Below are 19152 nucleotides of genomic sequence, written 5' to 3'. Positions count from 1 at the left end.
CGAGCCAATGCATTAAATGGTATTGTTAATCCACCATAAAACAAGCGATTTTTACACCGTCAGGATAAGTTTTTAATTCAGGTTGTTCCTGACGACAACGTTCGGTGGCGAATTGACAACGAGCATTAAAAGCACAACCTTTTGGTGGATTCAGTGGACTTGGTAATTCCCCTGATAATTTAATCCGTTCGCGACGCAATTCAGGTGATAATCTTGGCGTTGCTGATAACAATGCTTTGGTATAAGGGTGACGTGGGTTGCCAAAGATCTGTTCTGTTGTACCTTGTTCAACACAGCGACCGAGATACATTACCATTACTTCATCAGCAATATGTTCCACCACAGAGAGATCGTGCGAGATAAAAATATAGGATAAACCTAAATTTTCCTGCAATTCCATCATCAAGTTTAATACTTGTGCACGTACGGAAACATCGAGTGCTGATACAGGTTCGTCTGCAATAACAATATCAGGGTTTAACATTAATCCGCGGGCAATCGCAATCCGTTGGCGTTGTCCACCAGAGAACATATGCGGATAACGATCGTAAAATTCAGGACGTAAGCCGACTTTCTCCATAATAGATAACACAGTGGCTTTGCGTTCTTCTTTGGTTAAATTGGTATTAATTTTGAGAGGTTCTTCTAAAATGGTACCAATTTTCTTACGTGGATTGAGTGAAGCGTAAGGGTTTTGGAAAACGATCTGAATTTTTTGCCGACGTAATTTGACGGTTTCGTTATCTTTTTCTAAGAAGTTTTTACCTTGATAGTAAAGCTCTCCTTCTGTCGGTGATTCAATCATTGTTAATAGACGACCTAACGTGGATTTACCACAACCAGATTCGCCCACTACTGCCAATGTTTTACCTCGTTCAAGAGTAAAAGAAACCCCATCTAGCGCTTTGACATATTGTACAGGGGAAAAGAATCCCTTTTTGACAGGATAATATTTTTTTAGATCAATCGCTTTCAGCAAAGGAGTAGCCGTTGGCGATTGTGCTTGTGAAATTATAGCTTCAGACATGTTCTGGCTTTCCTTCTGCATTAAGTGGCATATGACATTTCACTTGGCGATTACCAACACGATGTAATTCAGGTTCGCTTTGACGACATTCATCCGTTGCATAAGGGCAACGAGGATTAAGCAAACAGCCTTGCGGACGATCATATTTTCCAGGTACAACACCAGGTAATGATTCTAAACGAGATTTACCAGAAGCAAATTCAGGTAAAGAACGTAATAATGCCTGAGTATAAGGATGTTTAGGCTCATGGAAAATATCTGTGGCTAAACCTTCTTCTACTACTTGCCCTGCATACATGACGATGATGCGATGTGCAGATTCAGCAACGAGAGCAAGATCGTGCGTAATAAGGATTAACGCCATATTCTCTTTTTGCTGTAATTCTAGTAATAGATCAATGATTTGTGCTTGAATAGTTACATCAAGCGCGGTAGTTGGCTCATCAGCAATTAACAATTTAGGTTTACAAGCAATTGCCATTGCGATCATTACCCGTTGGCTCATTCCACCTGATAATTGGTGCGGATAAACATCAAGACGTGATTCTGGATCAGGGATTCCAACCATTTTTAATAGCTCGATAGTACGATCACGACGTTGTTTTTTACTACCGCCTTGATGGACTTTTAATGCCTCCATAATTTGGAAACCAACAGTATAGCAAGGGTTTAAACTGGTCATTGGATCTTGGAAGATCATCGCAACGTCAGCACCTACCAGCTTCTGTTTTTGTTTCTCATTTAACTGGAGCAAATCTTGATTATCGAAATGTAATTGATCGGCAGATACTCGACCAGGAAAATCGATTAGCCCCATAATCGCAAGAGAGCTGACTGATTTACCTGAACCTGATTCGCCCACAATACCTAAAACTTCACCTTGTTCAACTTGATAGCTCACTCGGTCAACAGCTTTAAAAGGCTTATCTTTCTCACCAAAGTGAACAGAGAGATTATTTACAGTTAATAATGCCATGGTTCACTCCTTATTGTTTTAATTTTGGATCTAGGGCATCGCGCAAACCATCACCCATTAAGTTGAAGGCAAGCACCGTAAATAAAATTGCCAAACCGGGGAAAGTAACTACCCACCAAGCTCGTTGTACGAATTGTAATGCTTCTGCTAACATCGCTCCCCATTCCGGTGTTGGTGGTTGTGCGCCAATACCTAAGAAGCCGAGAGCTGCCATATCTAAGATTGCATTTGAGAAACCCATTGAGGTTTGTACAATGAGTGGTGCCAAACAGTTAGGCAAGATAGTGATAAACATTAAACGGAGAATACCTGCACCGGCAACTCTTGAAGAAGTAACATAATCGCGGTTGATTTCGTTTAATACCGAAGCACGAGTTAAACGTACATAACTAGGTAAGGAAACGAAAGCGATGGCAAAAGAGGCATTCAGCAATGAAGGGCCTAAAATGGCAACAATGGCAATAGCAAGCAATAAGCTTGGTAGTGCCAACATAATATCAATAATTCGCATAATGATAATATCGACAATACCACCAAAATAGCCGGCGATTAAACCTAAAGTGACGCCGAAAATAAATGAAAGTGAAACCACTAATAAGCCAATAAATAGTGATAAACGTGCACCATGAATTAAGCGTGAGAGAATATCACGACCAACATCATCGGTGCCGAGAATATGATTCCAAGTTCCACCATCTACCCATGCAGGCGGTAATAAGAACGCATCACGCACTTGCATAATAGGATCATGTGGTGCAATAAAATCAGCAAATACACTAATAAAAAAGATAATCACAATATAGATTAAACCAACCACAGCACCTTTATTACGGCTAAAATTAAACCAAAATTCTTGTAGCGGTGTACGTGGTGTTGGTGCGGAAATAGAGGGATTTGACATGCTTTAATCCTTATTTACGGTATCTAATACGAGGATTGACCACACCATATAAGAGATCAACCAATAAATTCACAATGATAATAATTGTTGCAATAATTAATACGGCACTTTGTACAACAGGATAATCGCGGGCGCGAATTGCTTCGATAACCCATTTACCGATACCTGGCCAAGAGAAAATGGTTTCAGTCAAAATAGCGCCAGATAATAGCTGTCCTACGATAAGACCGATAACAGTTACAACAGGAATTAAAGCATTACGCAAAGCGTGAATAACGATAACACGCATTGAGGAAAGCCCTTTAGCTCGTGCAGTTCGAATATAATCTTCACCTAATACTTCTAACATTGAAGAACGTGTCATTCGTGAAATAACCGCCAATGGGATAGTTCCTAAGACGATAGATGGTAAGATGAGGTGCATTACTGCTGATTTAAATGCGCCTGGTTCGCCGGATAGCCAGCTATCGATTAACATAAAACCAGTGACAGAATCGATCCAATATTCAGCATCAATACGACCGGAAACAGGGGTAAGGTTCCACTGTACAGAAACCAACAACATTAATAATAAGCCCCACCAGAAAATTGGCATAGAGTACCCAGTCAGAGAAATTGCCATCACCGAGTGATCGAATACCGACCCTCGTTTAATTGCAGCAATAATCCCAATGGGAATACCAATAATAATGGCAAATAGAATTGCAAAAGTGGCTAATTCAATGGTGGCAGGAAAGAGTGATAAAAACTCATCTAATACAGGAACATTATTTTTGAATGATGTACCAAAATCACCGTGAGCGATCCCTTTTAAATAATCGAAATATTGTTCTGGTAAAGATTTATCTAAACCTAATTGGTGCATCATTTGTTGATGAACTTCTGGACTTAACCCACGTTCGCCCATTCGTATTTCAATTGGATCACCAGGAATAAGATGAATTAGGGCAAAAGTTAAAAGAGTGATACCGATAAAGGTTGGAATAACCATGGCCACCCGTTTGAAAATGAATCGAAACATATTAACTGCTCGCTAATTATCAAAGATATTCTTGCCATAGATCCTATGGCAAGAATAGTTATTATAGTTATCAAAAAGTCAAGTAATATAGCTGGAGCGACTATTCTAAGTCAACGCCATAAAACGGATGAAGCCCGAATGGATTGATCACATAGTTCTTCACTTCTTTACGAACTGGTTCGTAAGTGGTTGAGTGAGCAATAGTGATCCAAGGTGCTTGTTCTTTAAATATCACTTGAGCTTGTTTGTATAATTCAACACGTTTCGCGTGATCGTTTGATTGAACCGCTTCACGAATTAATTTATCAAATGGTGCGTAACAGAATTTAGCATAGTTAGAGCCTTGTTCTTTTGATGCACAGCTTAATAGTGTACCGAAGAAGTTATCTGGGTCACCGTTATCACCAGTCCAACCCATCATACCTGTTGGATCTTCACCTTTTCTCATACGTTGTAAGTATTCACCCCATTCGTAGCTAACAATTTTGGCGTCAACACCAACTTTTTTCCAGTCAGCTTGAACCAATTCAGCCATACGGCGAGCATTTGGGTTGTATGGACGTGAAACCGGCATTGCCCACAATTCAGTGCTGAAACCTTTTTCAAAGCCAGCTTCTTTTAATAACTGTTTCGCTTTTTCAGGGTTATATTCGTAGTCTTTGATGTCATCATTGTAAGACCATATTGTTGGTGGAATTGGATTTTTCGCTACTTGACCGCTACCTTGATAAACTGCATCAATAATCGCTTTCTTATTTACAGCATAGTTTAATGCTTGACGCACTTTCACATTATCAAATGGTGCTTTGGTTACGTTGAAGCTTAAGTAGCCAATATTAAGTCCAGGTGCTTTATACACATTAAGATCTGGATTTTTTTGCATATCCGCAATATCTGCTGGGTTTGGATATGGCATTACTTGGCATTCACCTTTTTTCAATTTCGCATAACGTACAGATGCATCAGGAGTAATTGCAAATACTAAACGATCAATTTTTGCCTTGCCTTCCCAATAATTATCAAACGCTTTATAGCGAATTAAAGAGTCTTTTTGATAAGAAACAAATTCAAATGGACCTGTACCAATTGGATTGGTATCAACAGTTTCAGGTTTTCCTGCAGCTAACATTTTATCGGCATATTCTTTAGAAAGCATAGAAGCGAAATCCATCGCCAAGTTAGCTAAAAACGGTGAGTTTGGAGCTTTTAAGGTAAAACGAACAGTGTAATCATCAATTTTTTCAATTTTATCAATGATATTATTCATATCCATACCAATAAAGTATTCGTAAGAACCGCCAGAAACTTTGTGATATGGGTTATTTGGATCTAACTGACGATTAAATGAGAATAAAACGTCATCTGCATTAAAGTCACGAGTTGGTTTGAATAATTTATTAGATTGGAATTTTACGCCTTTACGCAGATGGAAAGTATAAACTTTACCATCTTCTGAAACATCCCAACTTTCCGCTAATGATGGTACCACGTCTGTTTTACCGCGTGCAAAAACAGTTAATCGGTTATAAATTGCTTGTCCACTAGCATCAATTGATGAACCGTCGGTAACGAGTTGTGGGTTGAAAGAGGAAGGAGAGGCTTCAGAACAATAAACTAATGTTTTCGGAGCGGCGAATACTGCAGTAGATAAAGATAAGGCTAATGTAGTCAATGAGAGTTTTGTGAGTTTTTTCATAGTTTCTCCAGTTTGAGTGTGTTTAGCAGTAATTTTTATATAAAGTTGTATAAAACCCGTTTATTTACATATTAATAACTGATTTTGTCAAGAGGCAAAAAAGCATCTTAACTAATATAAATGTAACACTTTTTGCTGAGGTTGTATTTATGTTTTTAAATTGTTAAATAAATTTTTGAATGGAGTCACAAATTTAACAAATTAATATTTATTATTTTAAACAATCTTTTACACTTATGTTCGTTTATTTCTCATAACATTTGATGGGTAGAGTCTAAAATGCAATATCAATATGCCAATGATTTCAGTCAAAAATCTGAATTACGCCAATTAATTAGCCAAAATTATGCTTGTTCTGAAAAAGAAGCAGTAACTAAATTAGTTAATACATTAAATTTTTCCGCAGAACAGGAAGCTTCCATTGAAAATGTAGCTAGACAATTGATCACAAAAATTCGCGAGAAAAAACAGAAACATTATGGCGTTGATGCTTTAATGCACGAATTTTCTTTGGGATGTGATGAAGGTATTGCGTTGATGTGTTTAGCGGAAGCGTTATTACGTATTCCAGATACTGAAACACGTTATGCGTTAATTGATGACAAATTAAAATTAGGTAATTGGCGAGCACACGTAAAAAGATCAGGTTCGTTATTTACCAATGCGGCAAGTTATGGCTTATTGTTAGGCAGTAAAATTAGTGCTGCATTAAGTGAAGAAGTACTTTCGTCGGCGTTAATGAAGAGTTTCGCCAAATTATCTGCGCCAATGATGAAATTAGCTATTGAAAAAGCAATGGGTATCTTAGGTGATCAGTTTGTTACTGGCGAAACAATGGAAGATGCGTTAAAGAATATTGTTGATCGTGAAAAGATGGGATATTGCTTCTCGTTCGATATGCTTGGCGAAGCAGCAATGACAATGCAAGATGCCGATAAATATTTACAAGATTATGTAGAAGCAATTCATGCAGTAGGGCGTCAATCAGCAGGGCGTTCGCTTTATGATGCTAATGGTGTTTCAGTTAAATTATCAGCGATCCATCCACGTTATTCTCGTTCACAACAACAACGAGTAATGCAAGAGTTATATCCACGTTTAAAACAGTTATTTGTATTAGCGAAACAATACAATATTGGATTAAATATTGATGCTGAAGAGGCGTCACGTTTAGAGATTTCTTTAGATTTATTGGAGAAATTATTACAAGATCCTGATTTAGCTGGGTTTGATGGTATTGGTTTCGTGGTACAAGCCTACTCAAAACGTTGCCCTTATGTTTTAGATTACATCATTGAGATGAATCGCCGTTATCAACGCAAAATGATGGTGCGCTTAGTAAAAGGAGCTTACTGGGATAGTGAAATTAAATGGGCGCAAACGGAGGGCATGGCAGGTTTTCCGTTATATACACGAAAAGTGCATACCGATATTTCTTATTTAAGTTGCGCACAAAAATTGTTAGCGGCGCAAGATGTTATTTACCCACAATTTGCCACACACAATGTACAAACGCTGTCGACAATTGCCGAATTAGGCAAAGGTAAAGAGTTTGAGTTCCAATGCTTACATGGTATGGGGGAAACGCTTTATGATAATGTGGTTGGTGCGCACCAATTTAACCGTCGAGTACGTGTATATGCACCAGTAGGTACACATCAAACTTTATTGGCTTACTTGGTGCGTCGTTTACTAGAAAATGGTGCGAACTCTTCGTTTGTCCATCAGTTAGTTGATCCTAATATTTCCATTGCAGAGTTGATCGAAGCGCCTTGGAAAAAATTCGTTCGTTTCCAAGGGGAGCCGAATAAAGCCATAAAATTACCAGCAAATTTATTCGCAGGACGTCGTAACTCTAAAGGATTCAATTTAAATGATGAAACAGCATTATGCCAATTGGAAACAGCACTAAATCAAGCTCAATATGGTGATGTGAGTTCTTTATGTGCTGTTGAAGTTTCGACGGGAAGTCAATTTACAGTCATCAATCCAGCACAGCAAGATCATAGCTTGGCTCAAGCCAATTTTATGGCTGCGGAATCAGCAGCAGCGGTATTCCAAGCTGCAGCAAATATTGTATGGAAAGAAAAATCAGTAGAGGAACGCGCCGTTATTCTGGAAAAAGCGGCTGATCTTTATGAAGAAAATTATGGTTTATTAATTAAACTCGCGATTGAAGAAGCGGGTAAAACCTTACCTAATGCAATAGGTGAATTACGAGAAGCAGTTGATTTCTTACGTTATTATGCTGAGCAAATTCGTTTCTTAGCAGAAAAAGGTGCATTAGCAGCGCCATTAGGCTCGATCTTATGTATTTCTCCATGGAATTTCCCATTGGCTATCTTTACAGGACAAATTGCAGCAGCGTTAGCAGCTGGCAATAGTGTAGTCGCCAAACCAGCAGAACAAACTTCATTGATTGCATATTATGCTGTGAATTTATTACATCAAGCAGGTGTGCCACAAGACGCTCTCCAACTGACCCTAGGGGCAGGAGAATTAGGTGCTGCATTAGTAGCACAACCATTTAATGGTGTGATGTTTACTGGTTCTACCGAAGTGGCTCATTTAATTAATAAGCAATTAATCACAAGAGATGATCAACCTGTGTTTATCGCTGAAACAGGCGGTATGAATGCGATGATTGTGGATTCGTCAGCATTGTTAGAACAGGTGGTTACGGATGTTTTAAGTTCAGCGTTTGATTCTGCTGGACAACGTTGTTCTGCTTTAAGAATTTTATTGGTACAAGAAGATATTGCAGATCGTTTGTATCAAATGTTAACGGAAGCAATGCAAGAATTAGTATTAGGTAATCCGGCACATTTAAATACAGATATTGGGCCGGTTATTGATCAAGAAGCACAGCAAAAATTACTTGATTATCAAGAAACCGTCCGTAAAATCTCTCGTCGTTATTTGGAATTGACTGCACCAACAAATGGACATTTTGTCGCTCCATCAATCTATGAATTGGGTTCTTTAGATCAAATTACCCATGAAGTATTTGGTCCAATTCTGCATTTCGTTCGTTATCGGATTCAAGCATTACCAAGATTGCTATCAGAAATTAATGCGAAAGGATATGCGCTTACTGGTGGCTGCCATAGTCGTATTCAACGGACAGTGAAGTTTGTTGAAGAGAATTTGCAGTGTGGTAATTTCTATATTAATCGTAATATTGTTGGCGCAGTGGTAGGTGTTCAACCGTTTGGTGGACATGGTCTGTCTGGAACAGGTCCGAAGGCTGGTGGTGAGTTGTATGTGCAACGTTTAACTAAAACTGCTCAATATTATTCGTCTTTGGTAGAAACACCGAAAGTATTACCAAGTATTACAGGTGAGCTTAATAGTATCGATTATAAAACGACAACGGTTTTATTACTTGGTGATGATACTGCACGTTTGCTTGCAGCTTATAAGAATTTACAACAAGCAGGGTTTAAAGTTGTAGTGGAAAAAGGTAATCCATTACTTGAACAAGAGTTGACTGATTTAGAGTGTCGCATTGATGGGCAGTATTATCAAAAAGGTGTTTTCGTTTCACCAATTAGCCAAGAGCAACGTCGCGCTTTAACGGAAAATAATCCAGCGATTTTCTGTTTATATGATTGGACAACAACTCAAGATTTAACTTTGTTGTATCACGAGTTTTCACGTAGTGAAAATATTGCGGCCGCAGGTGGAAATGCAACACTGATGGCTATTGAAGAACAATAACCAACAAATACAGGAAGAATGTATGCAAAACTATCAAATTTATACGGCTTTCGCCTTATACCTTTTCGTTATTTTAGGCATAGGTATCTATGCGTATTATTCCACCAAAAATTTTAATGACTATATTTTAGGTGGTCGTAAAATGGGCAGCTTTGTTACCGCAATGTCAGCTGGTGCGTCAGATATGTCTGGTTGGCTATTGTTGGGATTGCCAGGCGCAATTTTTGTTACTGGCTTATCAGAAGCGTGGATTGCAGTAGGTTTAACCATCGGTGCTTACTTCAATTATCGTATTGTTGCTGGACGGTTGCGGGTATTTACTGAACAATATGGTAATGCATTAACGCTTCCTGAGTTTTTTGCTGTGCGTTTCCCTCGTCGTGCGAAATCACTAAAGATTATTTCATCTTCAGTAATTCTGTTTTTCTTCACCATCTATTGTGCATCTGGGGTTGTGGCAGGAGCAAAATTATTCCAAAGTTTGTTAGGTATTGATTATGGTACTGCCTTGCTGTTTGGTGCAATTGCTACTATTACCTACACTTTTATTGGTGGCTATTTGGCAATTTCATGGAGTGATACTATTCAAGCCTCTTTGATGATTTTCGCCTTGTTATTAGCGCCTGTGATTGTCTTATTGAATATTAGTTGGGGAGATATTACTGCAGCATTGGCAGTGAAGTCTGAACAAACAGGTATCCCATATTCAAATTGGTTGTATAACGTATCTGGAATTGGCGTAATTTCAGCGCTTTCTTGGGGCTTAGGCTATTTTGGCCAACCGCATATTCTTGCTCGTTTTATGGCAGCAAGCTCTGTACAAGCATTGGAAAAAGCACGTGTTATCGGCATTACCTGGATGATCTTATGTCTTGGTGGTGCTTGTGCGGTCGGTTATTTCGGTTTAGCTTACTTTGAAGTTAATAAAGTGATGTTGGATTCTGCTGAATCGGTGTTTATCGAGGTTTCAAAAGCAATCTTTAATCCATGGATTGTTGGAATCGTATTGTCAGCAATTTTAGCAGCGATAATGAGTACCTTATCAGCGCAATTCTTGATGTGTTCAGCGGCAATTACAGAAGACTTTTATCATGGTTTCTTACGCAAAAATGCGTCAAGCAAAGAGTTAGTTTGGGTTGGTCGTGTGATGGTATTAATTATTGCTGTAGTCGCAATGTGGATTGCACAAGATCCAAATTCTAAAGTGATGGGCTTAGTTTCTTATGCGTGGGCAGGCTTTGGAGCATCTTTTGGTCCATTAGTTATTCTTTCACTATTTAATCGTAACATTACTTCTAATGCTGCATTATGGGGAATGTTAGCTGGTGCGGTGACCGTAGTAGCGTGGAAACCACTAATGCATCAATTAAATTGGAATGATATTGCGAATTTATATGAGATTATTCCAGGATTTTTAGCTTGTTCGATCGTTACTGTAACATCATCTATTTTCTCACCAGTTGCTGAAGATGTTGCATCAAAATTTGATGCAGCAGTAGATGCATTTAATACTCAGAAAAGTGCATAAATAAATTAAAATTTTCTGAAAGGCTGATATTGAGATCAGCCTTTTTTATTCCATTAAGGCTAGATTATCTATTCTTTAGTCAAAGAATAGATAATCTGAAAGGATTGTCCTAAAAAGACTTGACGAATTTAGGGAAAGTGAATATATTGCAACTCCTTAATTTCATTGATTACTTCATTTTAAGGTGAGATGTCCGAGAGGCTGAAGGAGCACGCCTGGAAAGTGTGTATGTGCGAAAGTGCATCGAGGGTTCGAATCCCTCTCTCACCGCCAGAAAAATGATTTTCTAAAGTGTTTTTGTTTATATTGTTCACCATCTTATTGAAAAATAAGTAAATTTAAAATCCATTCCGTTTATTTTGTTCTTTTTGCGTGGTTTTGTTTCTGGCGAAATGATCCAAAATGATCCATAGTTTCAAATTTTTGTAACGTGGGGAAACTTTTTTAATTTTTTTGGATCATTTTTGAGTTAAATTAAACAAAATCAAAGGCTTACAAAATGACAAAAATCAATCAAAATTTCATCAATAAACTTAAAGCAAGTGGAAAAGAAGAAAGTTTCTCACTAGGGCATAAACTTTTTTTGATAATGTCGCCAAAAGGCGCAAAAGTTTATCGTTATTCATATCGAGATTTGGAAACAAAGATTAACAAGAAAAAAAATATCGGAAGCGCTGATGTTATTTCTTTGGAATCTGCACTACAAATAGCCCTTTCTTATAATTCATTGCTTGCCAAAGGTATTGATCCATTTAATCAAGCTAAGCTAGAAGCCGAAAAAGAGCGAAAAAGTAAACTTACACTTAAACAAATTGCCGATGATTGGAAAAATACAAAGGGAATTTTGTTAAGTAAAGAACACTTTAAAGACAGGTTAGCACGGTTTAATAATCATTTATTTCCGATATTGGGTGATTTTCCTATATCAGAACTTGAACTATTTCAGGCGAGAGAACTTATTAAGCCGATTTACGCTAAAGCGCCTTGTATGGCAGAAAAAGTTGCTAGAGATTTAAGGGAATTGGGGGATCATGCGGTAGAAATGGGAATTTTATCTAGTAACCATTTATCTTTGATTAAAAAATCATTTCCTAGACCGAAACCGCAACCTAATCCATGTATTAAAGCGGAAGAGTTACCCGATTTTTTTAAGCGTTTAACGCTTTCTAATTTGGATCTTCAAACTAAACTATTAATTGAATTTGAGTTGTTGACGATGGTTAGAGCTAAAGAAGCCGCCGCGGCTGAATGGTCGGAAATTGATTTTGATAAAAAATGTTGGTTAATTCCAGCGGAAAAAATGAAGATGAAAAAGGCGCATTGTGTACCGTTAAGCAATCAAACGATAGAACTGTTGAAGTTGTTGCATAGTCTTAGTGGTCATAAAAAATATTTATTTCCGCATAGATCTAAAAAAGATAAACATTGTTCATCTAATACCGCTAATCAGGCTTTTTATAGGGTTTTAAATTATAAAGGTATAATGACTCCGCACGGTATGCGTTCACTCGCAGCGACATATTTAGAGGATATTGGAGCGGAAGCCTGCGAGGTGATAGACGCTTGTTTAGCGCATTGTAATAAATCGGGCACTGCAAAAGTCTATTTAAGAAGTAATTTTTATGAGCGTAGAATTCCAGTCATGCAGGTTTGGGGGGATTATGTTGCAAAATGTAAACAAGAACAGCCAAGATATTAAATAATTGAGAAGCGGCAGTTTGCCGCTTTTTTATTCCTCACATTCTTCACTATCTTCATCTTCTTCGCATTGTAGTGGTAGACTAATTCCGCAGTCCTCAATAGGTGGTAAACTATCACAAAAAGAGGACAATTTAATGAGAAGAACATTTAGCCCAGAATATAAAGCTGCAGCAGTAAAATTGGTGACCGAACAAGGTTATTCCATCCCACAAGCGTGCTTGGAATTAGGGATAGGAGAAACGGCATTACGTCGTTGGGTAAAACAAGTACAAGCAGAACAACAAGGTTATGTATTACCAGGCAGCAAGCCGATATCCCCTGAACAACAACGCATACGAGAGCTGGAGAAACGGATAAAAATACTCGAAGAGGACAAAGAAATCCTAAAAAAGGCTACAGCGATTTTTATGTCTCTCGACAACGCCGCTACCAAGCGGTAAAGGCATTAAAATCGTATGGTATCAAACGGGTGTGTGCGTTGTTTGAGGTATCAGAAAGTGCCTATTATGCCCAGTTAAGACAGTGTAGCAAGCCAAACAAATATGGACGTTTATCGTTAGAAATAAAGGCATTATTTGATGAAAGTCGAGGTTCAGCGGGTAAACGGACATTGAAAGCGAGATTACAGCATAAAGGGATTGAGGTAGGCTTAGCGCTTATCCGTAAATTGATGAAGCAACAAGACTTAGAGAGTAAACAACCGAAGAAACGCTATTCTTATCCATCTGCTGAGGGACAAACGATGCCATTTAATCATCTGTTAAACCGCCAATTTACCCCAGATTCCCAGACGACGGTATTGTGTGGCGATACCACCTATCTTAAGGTGAATGGAGAATGGCATTATCTTGCGGTTGTGCTGAATTTAGCCCATCGTCAAGTAGTCGGTTGGCGATTGCAAAGAGAGCATAATGCAGATTTAGTGGTAGAGGCATTAAATCATGCGATGTTGACGACAACAAGAACAAAAAAGATGATATTTCATTCAGACCAAGGGAGTATTTATCGGAGTTATCCCTTTACGCAATGTGTGAAACGTCATGGATTAATCCAGAGTATGAGTCGTCGAGGCAATTGTTGGGACAATGCGCCGATGGAGCGTTGGTTTAGAAGTTTTAAATATGAATGGATGTTAAAAGGGGGTTATGCTTCATTGTCGGCAGCGAAGGAGGACATTAAGAATTATGTATTTTATTATAATACCGTTCGTCCTCATGCTTACAATCAGGGATTACCACCCGTTTTAGCAAAACAACCTATCAGGGACTGTTAAATTAGTGGATCACTACACATTCTTCATCACTACTATAACGGTAATGATCTTCCGATGCAGATTGTTGCTTTTGTTCTTTTTCCTCTTTGTTTTTTGTAATGACTTTATAAGCAACATATGCGCCAACTGCTTTTGTTATCATGCCAGCATTAGACGGCAAACTAAAAATAAAAAATGTGATTAATAAAATAAGTTTAGATAAGAGAGATAGATTTTTCTTGTTCATTTCTTCACCGCCATTTTTAAGATAGATTAATTGCACATATTACACAAAATTTATTTAAATATTTATTCTATTTTGTTATAAACAAAATAATGAATTAAATTCATATTTAAAGCATATGCCCTAATTTTACAAAAATAGTTATTATGAAAGATATGCACAAATAAGCCAATATAAAGCGATTATAGCCTTGTCTTAAATATTTGACTCTATCATCATCTTTAATAATAAAATCGCTCTATGACGTTTTTAATGCGGTTATATTGTATGTTTTTAGGAATTAAAAATCGCTATGCGTACCTCGCCACGCCCGCGCGCTTTTTGTGTTGCTTTTTACGCAAAAACGCAAAACCCCAGAAGCCTTACTAGATAAGGATTGAATTATATTCATGATTAGCGTTTTTATGACGCAAAATAACGCAATTTAACGCAATTTTTTATGATAAATTGGAATAAAAATAAGTCTGCATTTGGAATAATTTTTTAGAAAATTTCTTTGTTTTGATTTTCTACACGTCTAAAACGATTTTCACGCCTTAAGTAAATAATGATTTTGTGATTTTTGTTTCCACAAAGCTAACAAAATGACAAAAAAAGCCCTCTTTTTTATGCTTATCACGAACTAAAACGAATGCTATCGGAATAACACGGAATAAAAATTTAAGGGGGTAAAAATGTGAGTGAAAACCAGAAAAAACAGCGTTTTATTAATCTTGATGAAGTGAAGGATCGCACAAGTTTAAAGAAAACGACTATTTACACGCTAATGAATAAAAATGAATTTCCTCAATCTATCAGCATTTCCGCTAATCGTAGTGCATGGCTGGAAAGTGAGATAGATGACTGGATAGAAAGCAAAATAAACACAAATAAAGGTAACCACTAATGACCGAACAACCAAACGAATTCAACACAAAGAAACAGCATTATTTAACAGAAAAACAAGTATTAGATGACTTAATTAAAGAGAAAGAAAAAATAATAAATATCATTGCCGCGCTTGAACAAGATTTAATTGAACAAGCAACAGCAACAAAAGAAAAAGGGGCTGAAGTAGATTAGCACTTATGCTAAGCTACAAAAATGAAGATAACCAATTGTAAACTAAAGAAATCTATACAAAGAAAACTGCTTGAATTTTTTGTATTAGAAGTAACAGCACGATCAGCAGCAGATTTGCTTGGCATTCAAGCCAATACTGCCATCTTGTTTTATCGAAAAATTCGTCTCGTTATCAGCCATCATTTAGCACTACAAGCACATGAACTTTTCGATGGCGAAGTAGAGTTAGATGAAAGCTATTTTGGTGGTGTGCGAAAAGGGAAAAGAGGTCGGGGTGCAGCTGGTAAAATGGTGGTGTTTGGCATGCTTAAACGCCATGGAAAAGTTTACACAGTAACTGTACAAAACACTAAGACTGATACCTTACTTACTGTTATTAAAAAGAAAATACAACCAGATAGCATTGTTTATACAGATTGTTATCATAGCTATGATGTGCTAGATGTTAGTGAGTTTACGCATTATAGAATTAACCACAGTACTCATTTTGCTGAGCGGCGAAATCACATTAATGGGATAGAGAATTTTTGGAATCAAGCAAAGCGTGTGCTAAGAAAGTATAATGGAATTGATCGAAAATCTTTCCCTCTTTTTTTGAAAGAATGTGAGTTTCGTTTCAATTATGGGACACCATCTCAACAGCTCAAAATCCTGCGGAAATGGTGTCAGATTTAACGCTAATCTACTTCAGCCCCAAGAAAAATTAAATGTAGATAACTTCTTAAGTGCTGATGACTATGTGGCATTAAAGCAAGTGGAGTCAGGTATAAAAACTAGAATAGAATATTACAACGCCTATAAAGAAGAAATTGAAACAAAGATCTATCAACAGAAAGAAGCGTTATATATTGAATTTAGCCATTTATCTGCAATCAGAAAAAACAAATTATCTAATGAGTTTCAATCTTTATTAGATAGCTTTTCAATAAAACAGAAAGACATATTGAGCAAACTTTATCTATTACTTAAAGCTAGTGGAAAAATAACGGCGAATAGTGAGTTAGATGGTTACAAAGGCTCGCTAGAATATGCCGTTAAAGAATATTTATCACAACATTTAATGAGTTTAATCGATACAGAAATGACATTAGAAGATGAGTTTACTCTCCCGATTTTTATTCATAGAACAGAATTAAAAACCGCTGCACAAAGACACCTAGAAAATATTGAAAAACCAATATCAGGATTTCAAAAATTAATTAAGAATACTATCAAGGGGTAATTTATGGAAAACTTAACAACCAAAAAATATAATAGCTATATTCAACATTTATCATCAATGTTAAAAATTAATAGTGATGGTTCGCTTGTGGTAGTTGATTTAGATGGGCAAGTAGAACAAGATTTTTTTAAACGCATTGAATTAAATCCGTTTTTTAATCTAATTAATATTATCAAAACGAACACAGCAAAAGGCACAACGCTAGGATTAAGCGTACCTATGCCAAGCCAAACCGACACCAACACACAAGAACGCACCCCAGAAAGTGGGCATATTTCGCCGCCTCAAGCGTTTCATTGCGAACAAATAAACCTAGATAGTTATATTAGTTATCAAAAATTAGATAGTCTTGCGGGTGTGCTTGATGTTGATTTTAATAAAGCCTTTGAAGATTACTTCAACCGCGAACTATTTGCGGGTTTATTGATGGTTGGCTGGAATGGAAAAAATCGAGCAACAACTTCCGACCCGAAAACGCACAAATTAGCCGAAGATGTCAAAAAAGGCTGGCTACAACCTATCAAAGAAAAACGCCCGAATAGCATTATTAACGGCGCAAATGTAGGGGAAAATCAACCTTATAAAAGCCTTAGCTCACTAGTTAAAGCAGGATTAGAGAAAATCGAAAACCCGATTAAATCAAGTGGCGATCTTATTGCAATTTGTGGGCGCAATGTCTTAGCAGATTATCCGATTGTTTCCGATATATCTAATCCAATAATGACGGTATCACAAAAGCAAATAGGCGGATTAAAAGCGGTAAATATTGCCTATTTCCCAGAAAATAGCATTTTAATTACTCGCTTAGATAATCTTTCGCTTTATATCCAAAAAGGCACAATCAGAAAACTATTAGAACGTAATTCAATGAGAAATCGATTAGACGTGTTTACCTCTTTAGCGTTAGATTTTGTCATAGAAGACTATAACGCCGTCGCATTGATTGAAAATATAAACCTTGTGGAGTAAGCTCCGAAACTCCTCAAACTGGGCTGGTTTTTCCAGCCCTTTTTTTTTGCTATAAAAGTGCGGTTAATGATGTTAAATTTAATGTGGAAAATACAAAAAACACAAAAGACGTTAAATAGGAACATAAAAATGGCACAAAATAAGATGCAATTACCACCTAGAAAGTGGTATAGCCTTGAGCAAGCGATAAAATATATTTATAAGAAAACGGGTGAAGAATTAGAAGTAATAGATCTTATTCACTACTGGGTTAACAACGAAATAAGGGTTAATACTCAAATTTATATTAATAGTAAAACTAAAGAATTTATTTTAGGTAACATAGGATTAGATGTATCTAAAATTGTAAATTTTTCACTTAATCCTTTTGTTCATCTTGATGGCAAAAAACCTAAAAATTTAATGACTAAAGATAATTCATTTATTTATCTTACTGGAAAGGAACTTAATCTTTTTCAAGAGATAGTAAGTACCTTTGAAACAGAATCAAAAGAAATAAATAACGAAAATATAGAGGAAGAAAATGTTTATTTATGTGGTCGTGTATCTGTGGTTATTAACTGTTTCAATGCAATTAACCCGTTTTTTATAAAAGAAGAAGATAATATTTTGAAAAATGGTTTACCTATAAATATGATCCAATCTTTAATTAGCCCAATGGGGTATGAATTAACAGAGGATGTTGATAATGAAGATGGCGTCAAATTATATTTTGATATTGAGTATGAAAGTAATAAAAAAATTGGTTTAGGGTTTTTCTTTATTTTAAATGATGATTTAAATGATTTTATTAATGGAAAATATCATAAAGAAGAAATAGTAGGAAAATTAAAAGATAAAAATCAAAGTAATTTATTTAGTAAGACTGTGAAAGAAAATCAAATTTCTTTTATCAAGGCGTTATTATTTATTGAATATGGGGTAAAGACCCCACAAGAAGCAAAAAATATCATTAATTCTGGTGAATTAGGCAGGAGAATCGCTCGCTTAAAAAGCCAAAATCCAATGATTGAAGAGGAATTAGGCATAAAATTTCCAACAGGTGAAACCGTCTATAATTGGTATAAGAATACATAATTAGAAATTTTCAAAAATAAGTTAGAAATTTCCAAAATCCCCTATCACAAAATAACTATTCTTTCCCTCGAACAAAACCACGCAAAAAGCACAAAAAACAATCGAGAAAATCAACAAACACGAGGGAAAGTCTATGCTTGAAAACATTACCTTGCCACGTTACGCCAAAGCGAAAGATCTTTGCGATTTGCTAGGCGTATCAAAAAGTGCAATCCATAAATACCGCAAAGAGGGCAATTTTCCACAGCCTATCAAAATCGGAAATAGTCTTCGCTGGAATATGGCACACGTTCAAGAATGGATTGAGCAACAAGAACAATCACATAACCAACTACACCACGAGGGGGAATAATGGCGCTAACTATAAAATGCCCATTTTGTGGCAGCGATTGCCGTATTAGAACGAGCGACAATCCCAGTCTTTTAACGGTAAAGGCTCAAATTTATTGCGCAAATTGCAACGAATTAAAAGCCGATTTTATCGGGCAAATTACCAACGTAAAAAGGGCAATTTATATTGATTGTCCTGAAGCGCAACGGTGGGAAAAACCAGAAAAAGAATTAATCAGAGAACAAGGCAAAAAGCCGATTAGTAATGATGAACGGATTCAATACTTAAAACGAGGTGAAGCGCAACCCGATTTATTTCAAACACCGCCAAAGAAACCATTAACCCCATTAGAGCGAATCGAAAGACGCGAAAAACTTTGTCATTCCTAACGCATAAAAAAAGCGGTTATCAAAAGACAACCGCAA

18 protein-coding genes, 1 tRNA gene and 1 pseudogene are annotated in these 19152 nt (G+C 36.7%); 14 read left to right on the top strand and 6 right to left on the bottom strand.

From position 1 onward, the window contains the following. Positions 1 to 25 precede the first annotated feature (25 nt). From NYR30_RS09860 to NYR30_RS09840, 5 genes are all read right to left on the bottom strand, one after another. A complete protein-coding gene (locus NYR30_RS09860; RefSeq protein ID WP_066105979.1) occupies positions 26 to 1027 on the bottom strand; it encodes a peptide ABC transporter ATP-binding protein in 1002 nt (333 codons plus the stop codon). After that, the gene (dppD, locus tag NYR30_RS09855; RefSeq protein WP_066105982.1) at positions 1020 to 2003 is read right to left on the bottom strand and encodes a dipeptide ABC transporter ATP-binding protein; all 984 of its coding nucleotides are present in this window, start codon (positions 2001 to 2003) and stop codon (positions 1020 to 1022) included. Before dppD ends, NYR30_RS09860 begins: the two co-directional genes overlap by 8 nt. A gap of 10 nt (positions 2004 to 2013) precedes the next feature. Continuing rightward, positions 2014 to 2904: a dipeptide ABC transporter permease DppC gene (gene dppC, locus NYR30_RS09850; RefSeq protein ID WP_066105984.1), complete on the bottom strand. Its 891-nt coding sequence runs from the start codon at positions 2902 to 2904 to the stop codon at positions 2014 to 2016. Positions 2905 to 2914: 10 nt separating this feature from the next. Next, positions 2915 to 3925: an ABC transporter permease subunit gene (locus tag NYR30_RS09845; RefSeq protein ID WP_066105987.1), complete on the bottom strand. Its 1011-nt coding sequence runs from the start codon at positions 3923 to 3925 to the stop codon at positions 2915 to 2917. A 100-nt stretch (positions 3926 to 4025) separates the two neighbouring features. After that, positions 4026 to 5621 carry an ABC transporter substrate-binding protein gene (locus NYR30_RS09840; RefSeq protein WP_302500847.1) on the bottom strand — a complete coding sequence of 532 codons (1596 nt, stop codon included), beginning with the start codon at positions 5619 to 5621 and terminating at the stop codon, positions 4026 to 4028. Positions 5622 to 5900: 279 nt separating this feature from the next. Between NYR30_RS09840 and putA the strand changes: the two genes are divergently transcribed. The 6 genes and pseudogenes from putA to NYR30_RS09810 form a co-directional block, all read left to right on the top strand. Beyond that, positions 5901 to 9341, top strand: a complete 3441-nt coding sequence (putA, locus tag NYR30_RS09835; protein ID WP_302500845.1) for a bifunctional proline dehydrogenase/L-glutamate gamma-semialdehyde dehydrogenase PutA — start codon at positions 5901 to 5903, stop codon at positions 9339 to 9341. A gap of 22 nt (positions 9342 to 9363) precedes the next feature. Beyond that, positions 9364 to 10869: a sodium/proline symporter PutP gene (gene putP / locus NYR30_RS09830; protein WP_066112463.1), complete on the top strand. Its 1506-nt coding sequence runs from the start codon at positions 9364 to 9366 to the stop codon at positions 10867 to 10869. 183 nt (positions 10870 to 11052) lie between these two features. Beyond that, positions 11053 to 11142: transfer RNA gene (locus NYR30_RS09825), tRNA-Ser, on the top strand. Between the two features lie 226 nt (positions 11143 to 11368). Next, complete coding sequence (locus NYR30_RS09820) at positions 11369 to 12568, top strand: tyrosine-type recombinase/integrase (RefSeq protein ID WP_066112465.1); 1200 nt, start codon at positions 11369 to 11371, stop codon at positions 12566 to 12568. Positions 12569 to 12704: 136 nt separating this feature from the next. Beyond that, positions 12705 to 13010, top strand: a complete 306-nt coding sequence (locus NYR30_RS09815) for a transposase (protein ID WP_302500332.1) — start codon at positions 12705 to 12707, stop codon at positions 13008 to 13010. 17 nt (positions 13011 to 13027) lie between these two features. Further along, positions 13028 to 13843 (top strand): annotated as a pseudogene (locus NYR30_RS09810) (IS3 family transposase); the annotation flags it as partial. Position 13844: 1 nt separating this feature from the next. Here the strand turns inward: NYR30_RS09810 and NYR30_RS09805 are convergent. Next, entirely contained in the window at positions 13845 to 14105 is a 261-nt protein-coding gene (locus NYR30_RS09805; protein WP_302500841.1) for a hypothetical protein, read from the bottom strand. A gap of 637 nt (positions 14106 to 14742) precedes the next feature. On the opposite strand from NYR30_RS09805, the gene NYR30_RS09800 reads away from it, so the two are divergent. The 8 genes from NYR30_RS09800 to NYR30_RS09765 all read left to right on the top strand — a co-directional run bounded on the left by NYR30_RS09800 (position 14743) and on the right by NYR30_RS09765 (position 19116). Beyond that, the gene (locus NYR30_RS09800) at positions 14743 to 14952 is read left to right on the top strand and encodes a helix-turn-helix transcriptional regulator (protein ID WP_066112471.1); all 210 of its coding nucleotides are present in this window, start codon (positions 14743 to 14745) and stop codon (positions 14950 to 14952) included. Then, positions 14952 to 15128, top strand: coding sequence for a hypothetical protein (locus NYR30_RS09795; RefSeq protein ID WP_302500838.1), 177 nt, complete (start codon positions 14952 to 14954; stop codon positions 15126 to 15128). The genes NYR30_RS09800 and NYR30_RS09795 overlap by 1 nt, the downstream gene beginning before the upstream one ends. A 21-nt stretch (positions 15129 to 15149) precedes the next feature. Then, a complete protein-coding gene (locus tag NYR30_RS09790) occupies positions 15150 to 15803 on the top strand; it encodes an IS1595 family transposase (RefSeq protein WP_115241497.1) in 654 nt (217 codons plus the stop codon). Next, positions 15751 to 16350 carry a hypothetical protein gene (locus tag NYR30_RS09785; protein WP_302502497.1) on the top strand — a complete coding sequence of 200 codons (600 nt, stop codon included), beginning with the start codon at positions 15751 to 15753 and terminating at the stop codon, positions 16348 to 16350. Before NYR30_RS09790 ends, NYR30_RS09785 begins: the two co-directional genes overlap by 53 nt. A 3-nt stretch (positions 16351 to 16353) precedes the next feature. Next, entirely contained in the window at positions 16354 to 17319 is a 966-nt protein-coding gene (locus NYR30_RS09780) for a P2 family phage major capsid protein (RefSeq protein ID WP_066112477.1), read from the top strand. Positions 17320 to 17448: 129 nt separating this feature from the next. Then, positions 17449 to 18396 carry a hypothetical protein gene (locus NYR30_RS09775; RefSeq protein ID WP_156536719.1) on the top strand — a complete coding sequence of 316 codons (948 nt, stop codon included), beginning with the start codon at positions 17449 to 17451 and terminating at the stop codon, positions 18394 to 18396. 133 nt (positions 18397 to 18529) lie between these two features. Beyond that, entirely contained in the window at positions 18530 to 18748 is a 219-nt protein-coding gene (locus NYR30_RS09770; protein ID WP_066112483.1) for a helix-turn-helix transcriptional regulator, read from the top strand. Beyond that, positions 18748 to 19116, top strand: coding sequence for a hypothetical protein (locus NYR30_RS09765; protein WP_066112488.1), 369 nt, complete (start codon positions 18748 to 18750; stop codon positions 19114 to 19116). The genes NYR30_RS09770 and NYR30_RS09765 overlap by 1 nt, the downstream gene beginning before the upstream one ends. Positions 19117 to 19152: the final 36 nt, after the last annotated feature.

The sequence above is a fragment of the Gallibacterium salpingitidis genome (assembly GCF_030517105.1).
Lineage (GTDB): Bacteria > Pseudomonadota > Gammaproteobacteria > Enterobacterales > Pasteurellaceae > Gallibacterium > Gallibacterium salpingitidis.
The sequence above is the reverse complement of the archived record's forward strand: the minus strand, read 5'-3'. Positions and strand labels throughout refer to the sequence as shown.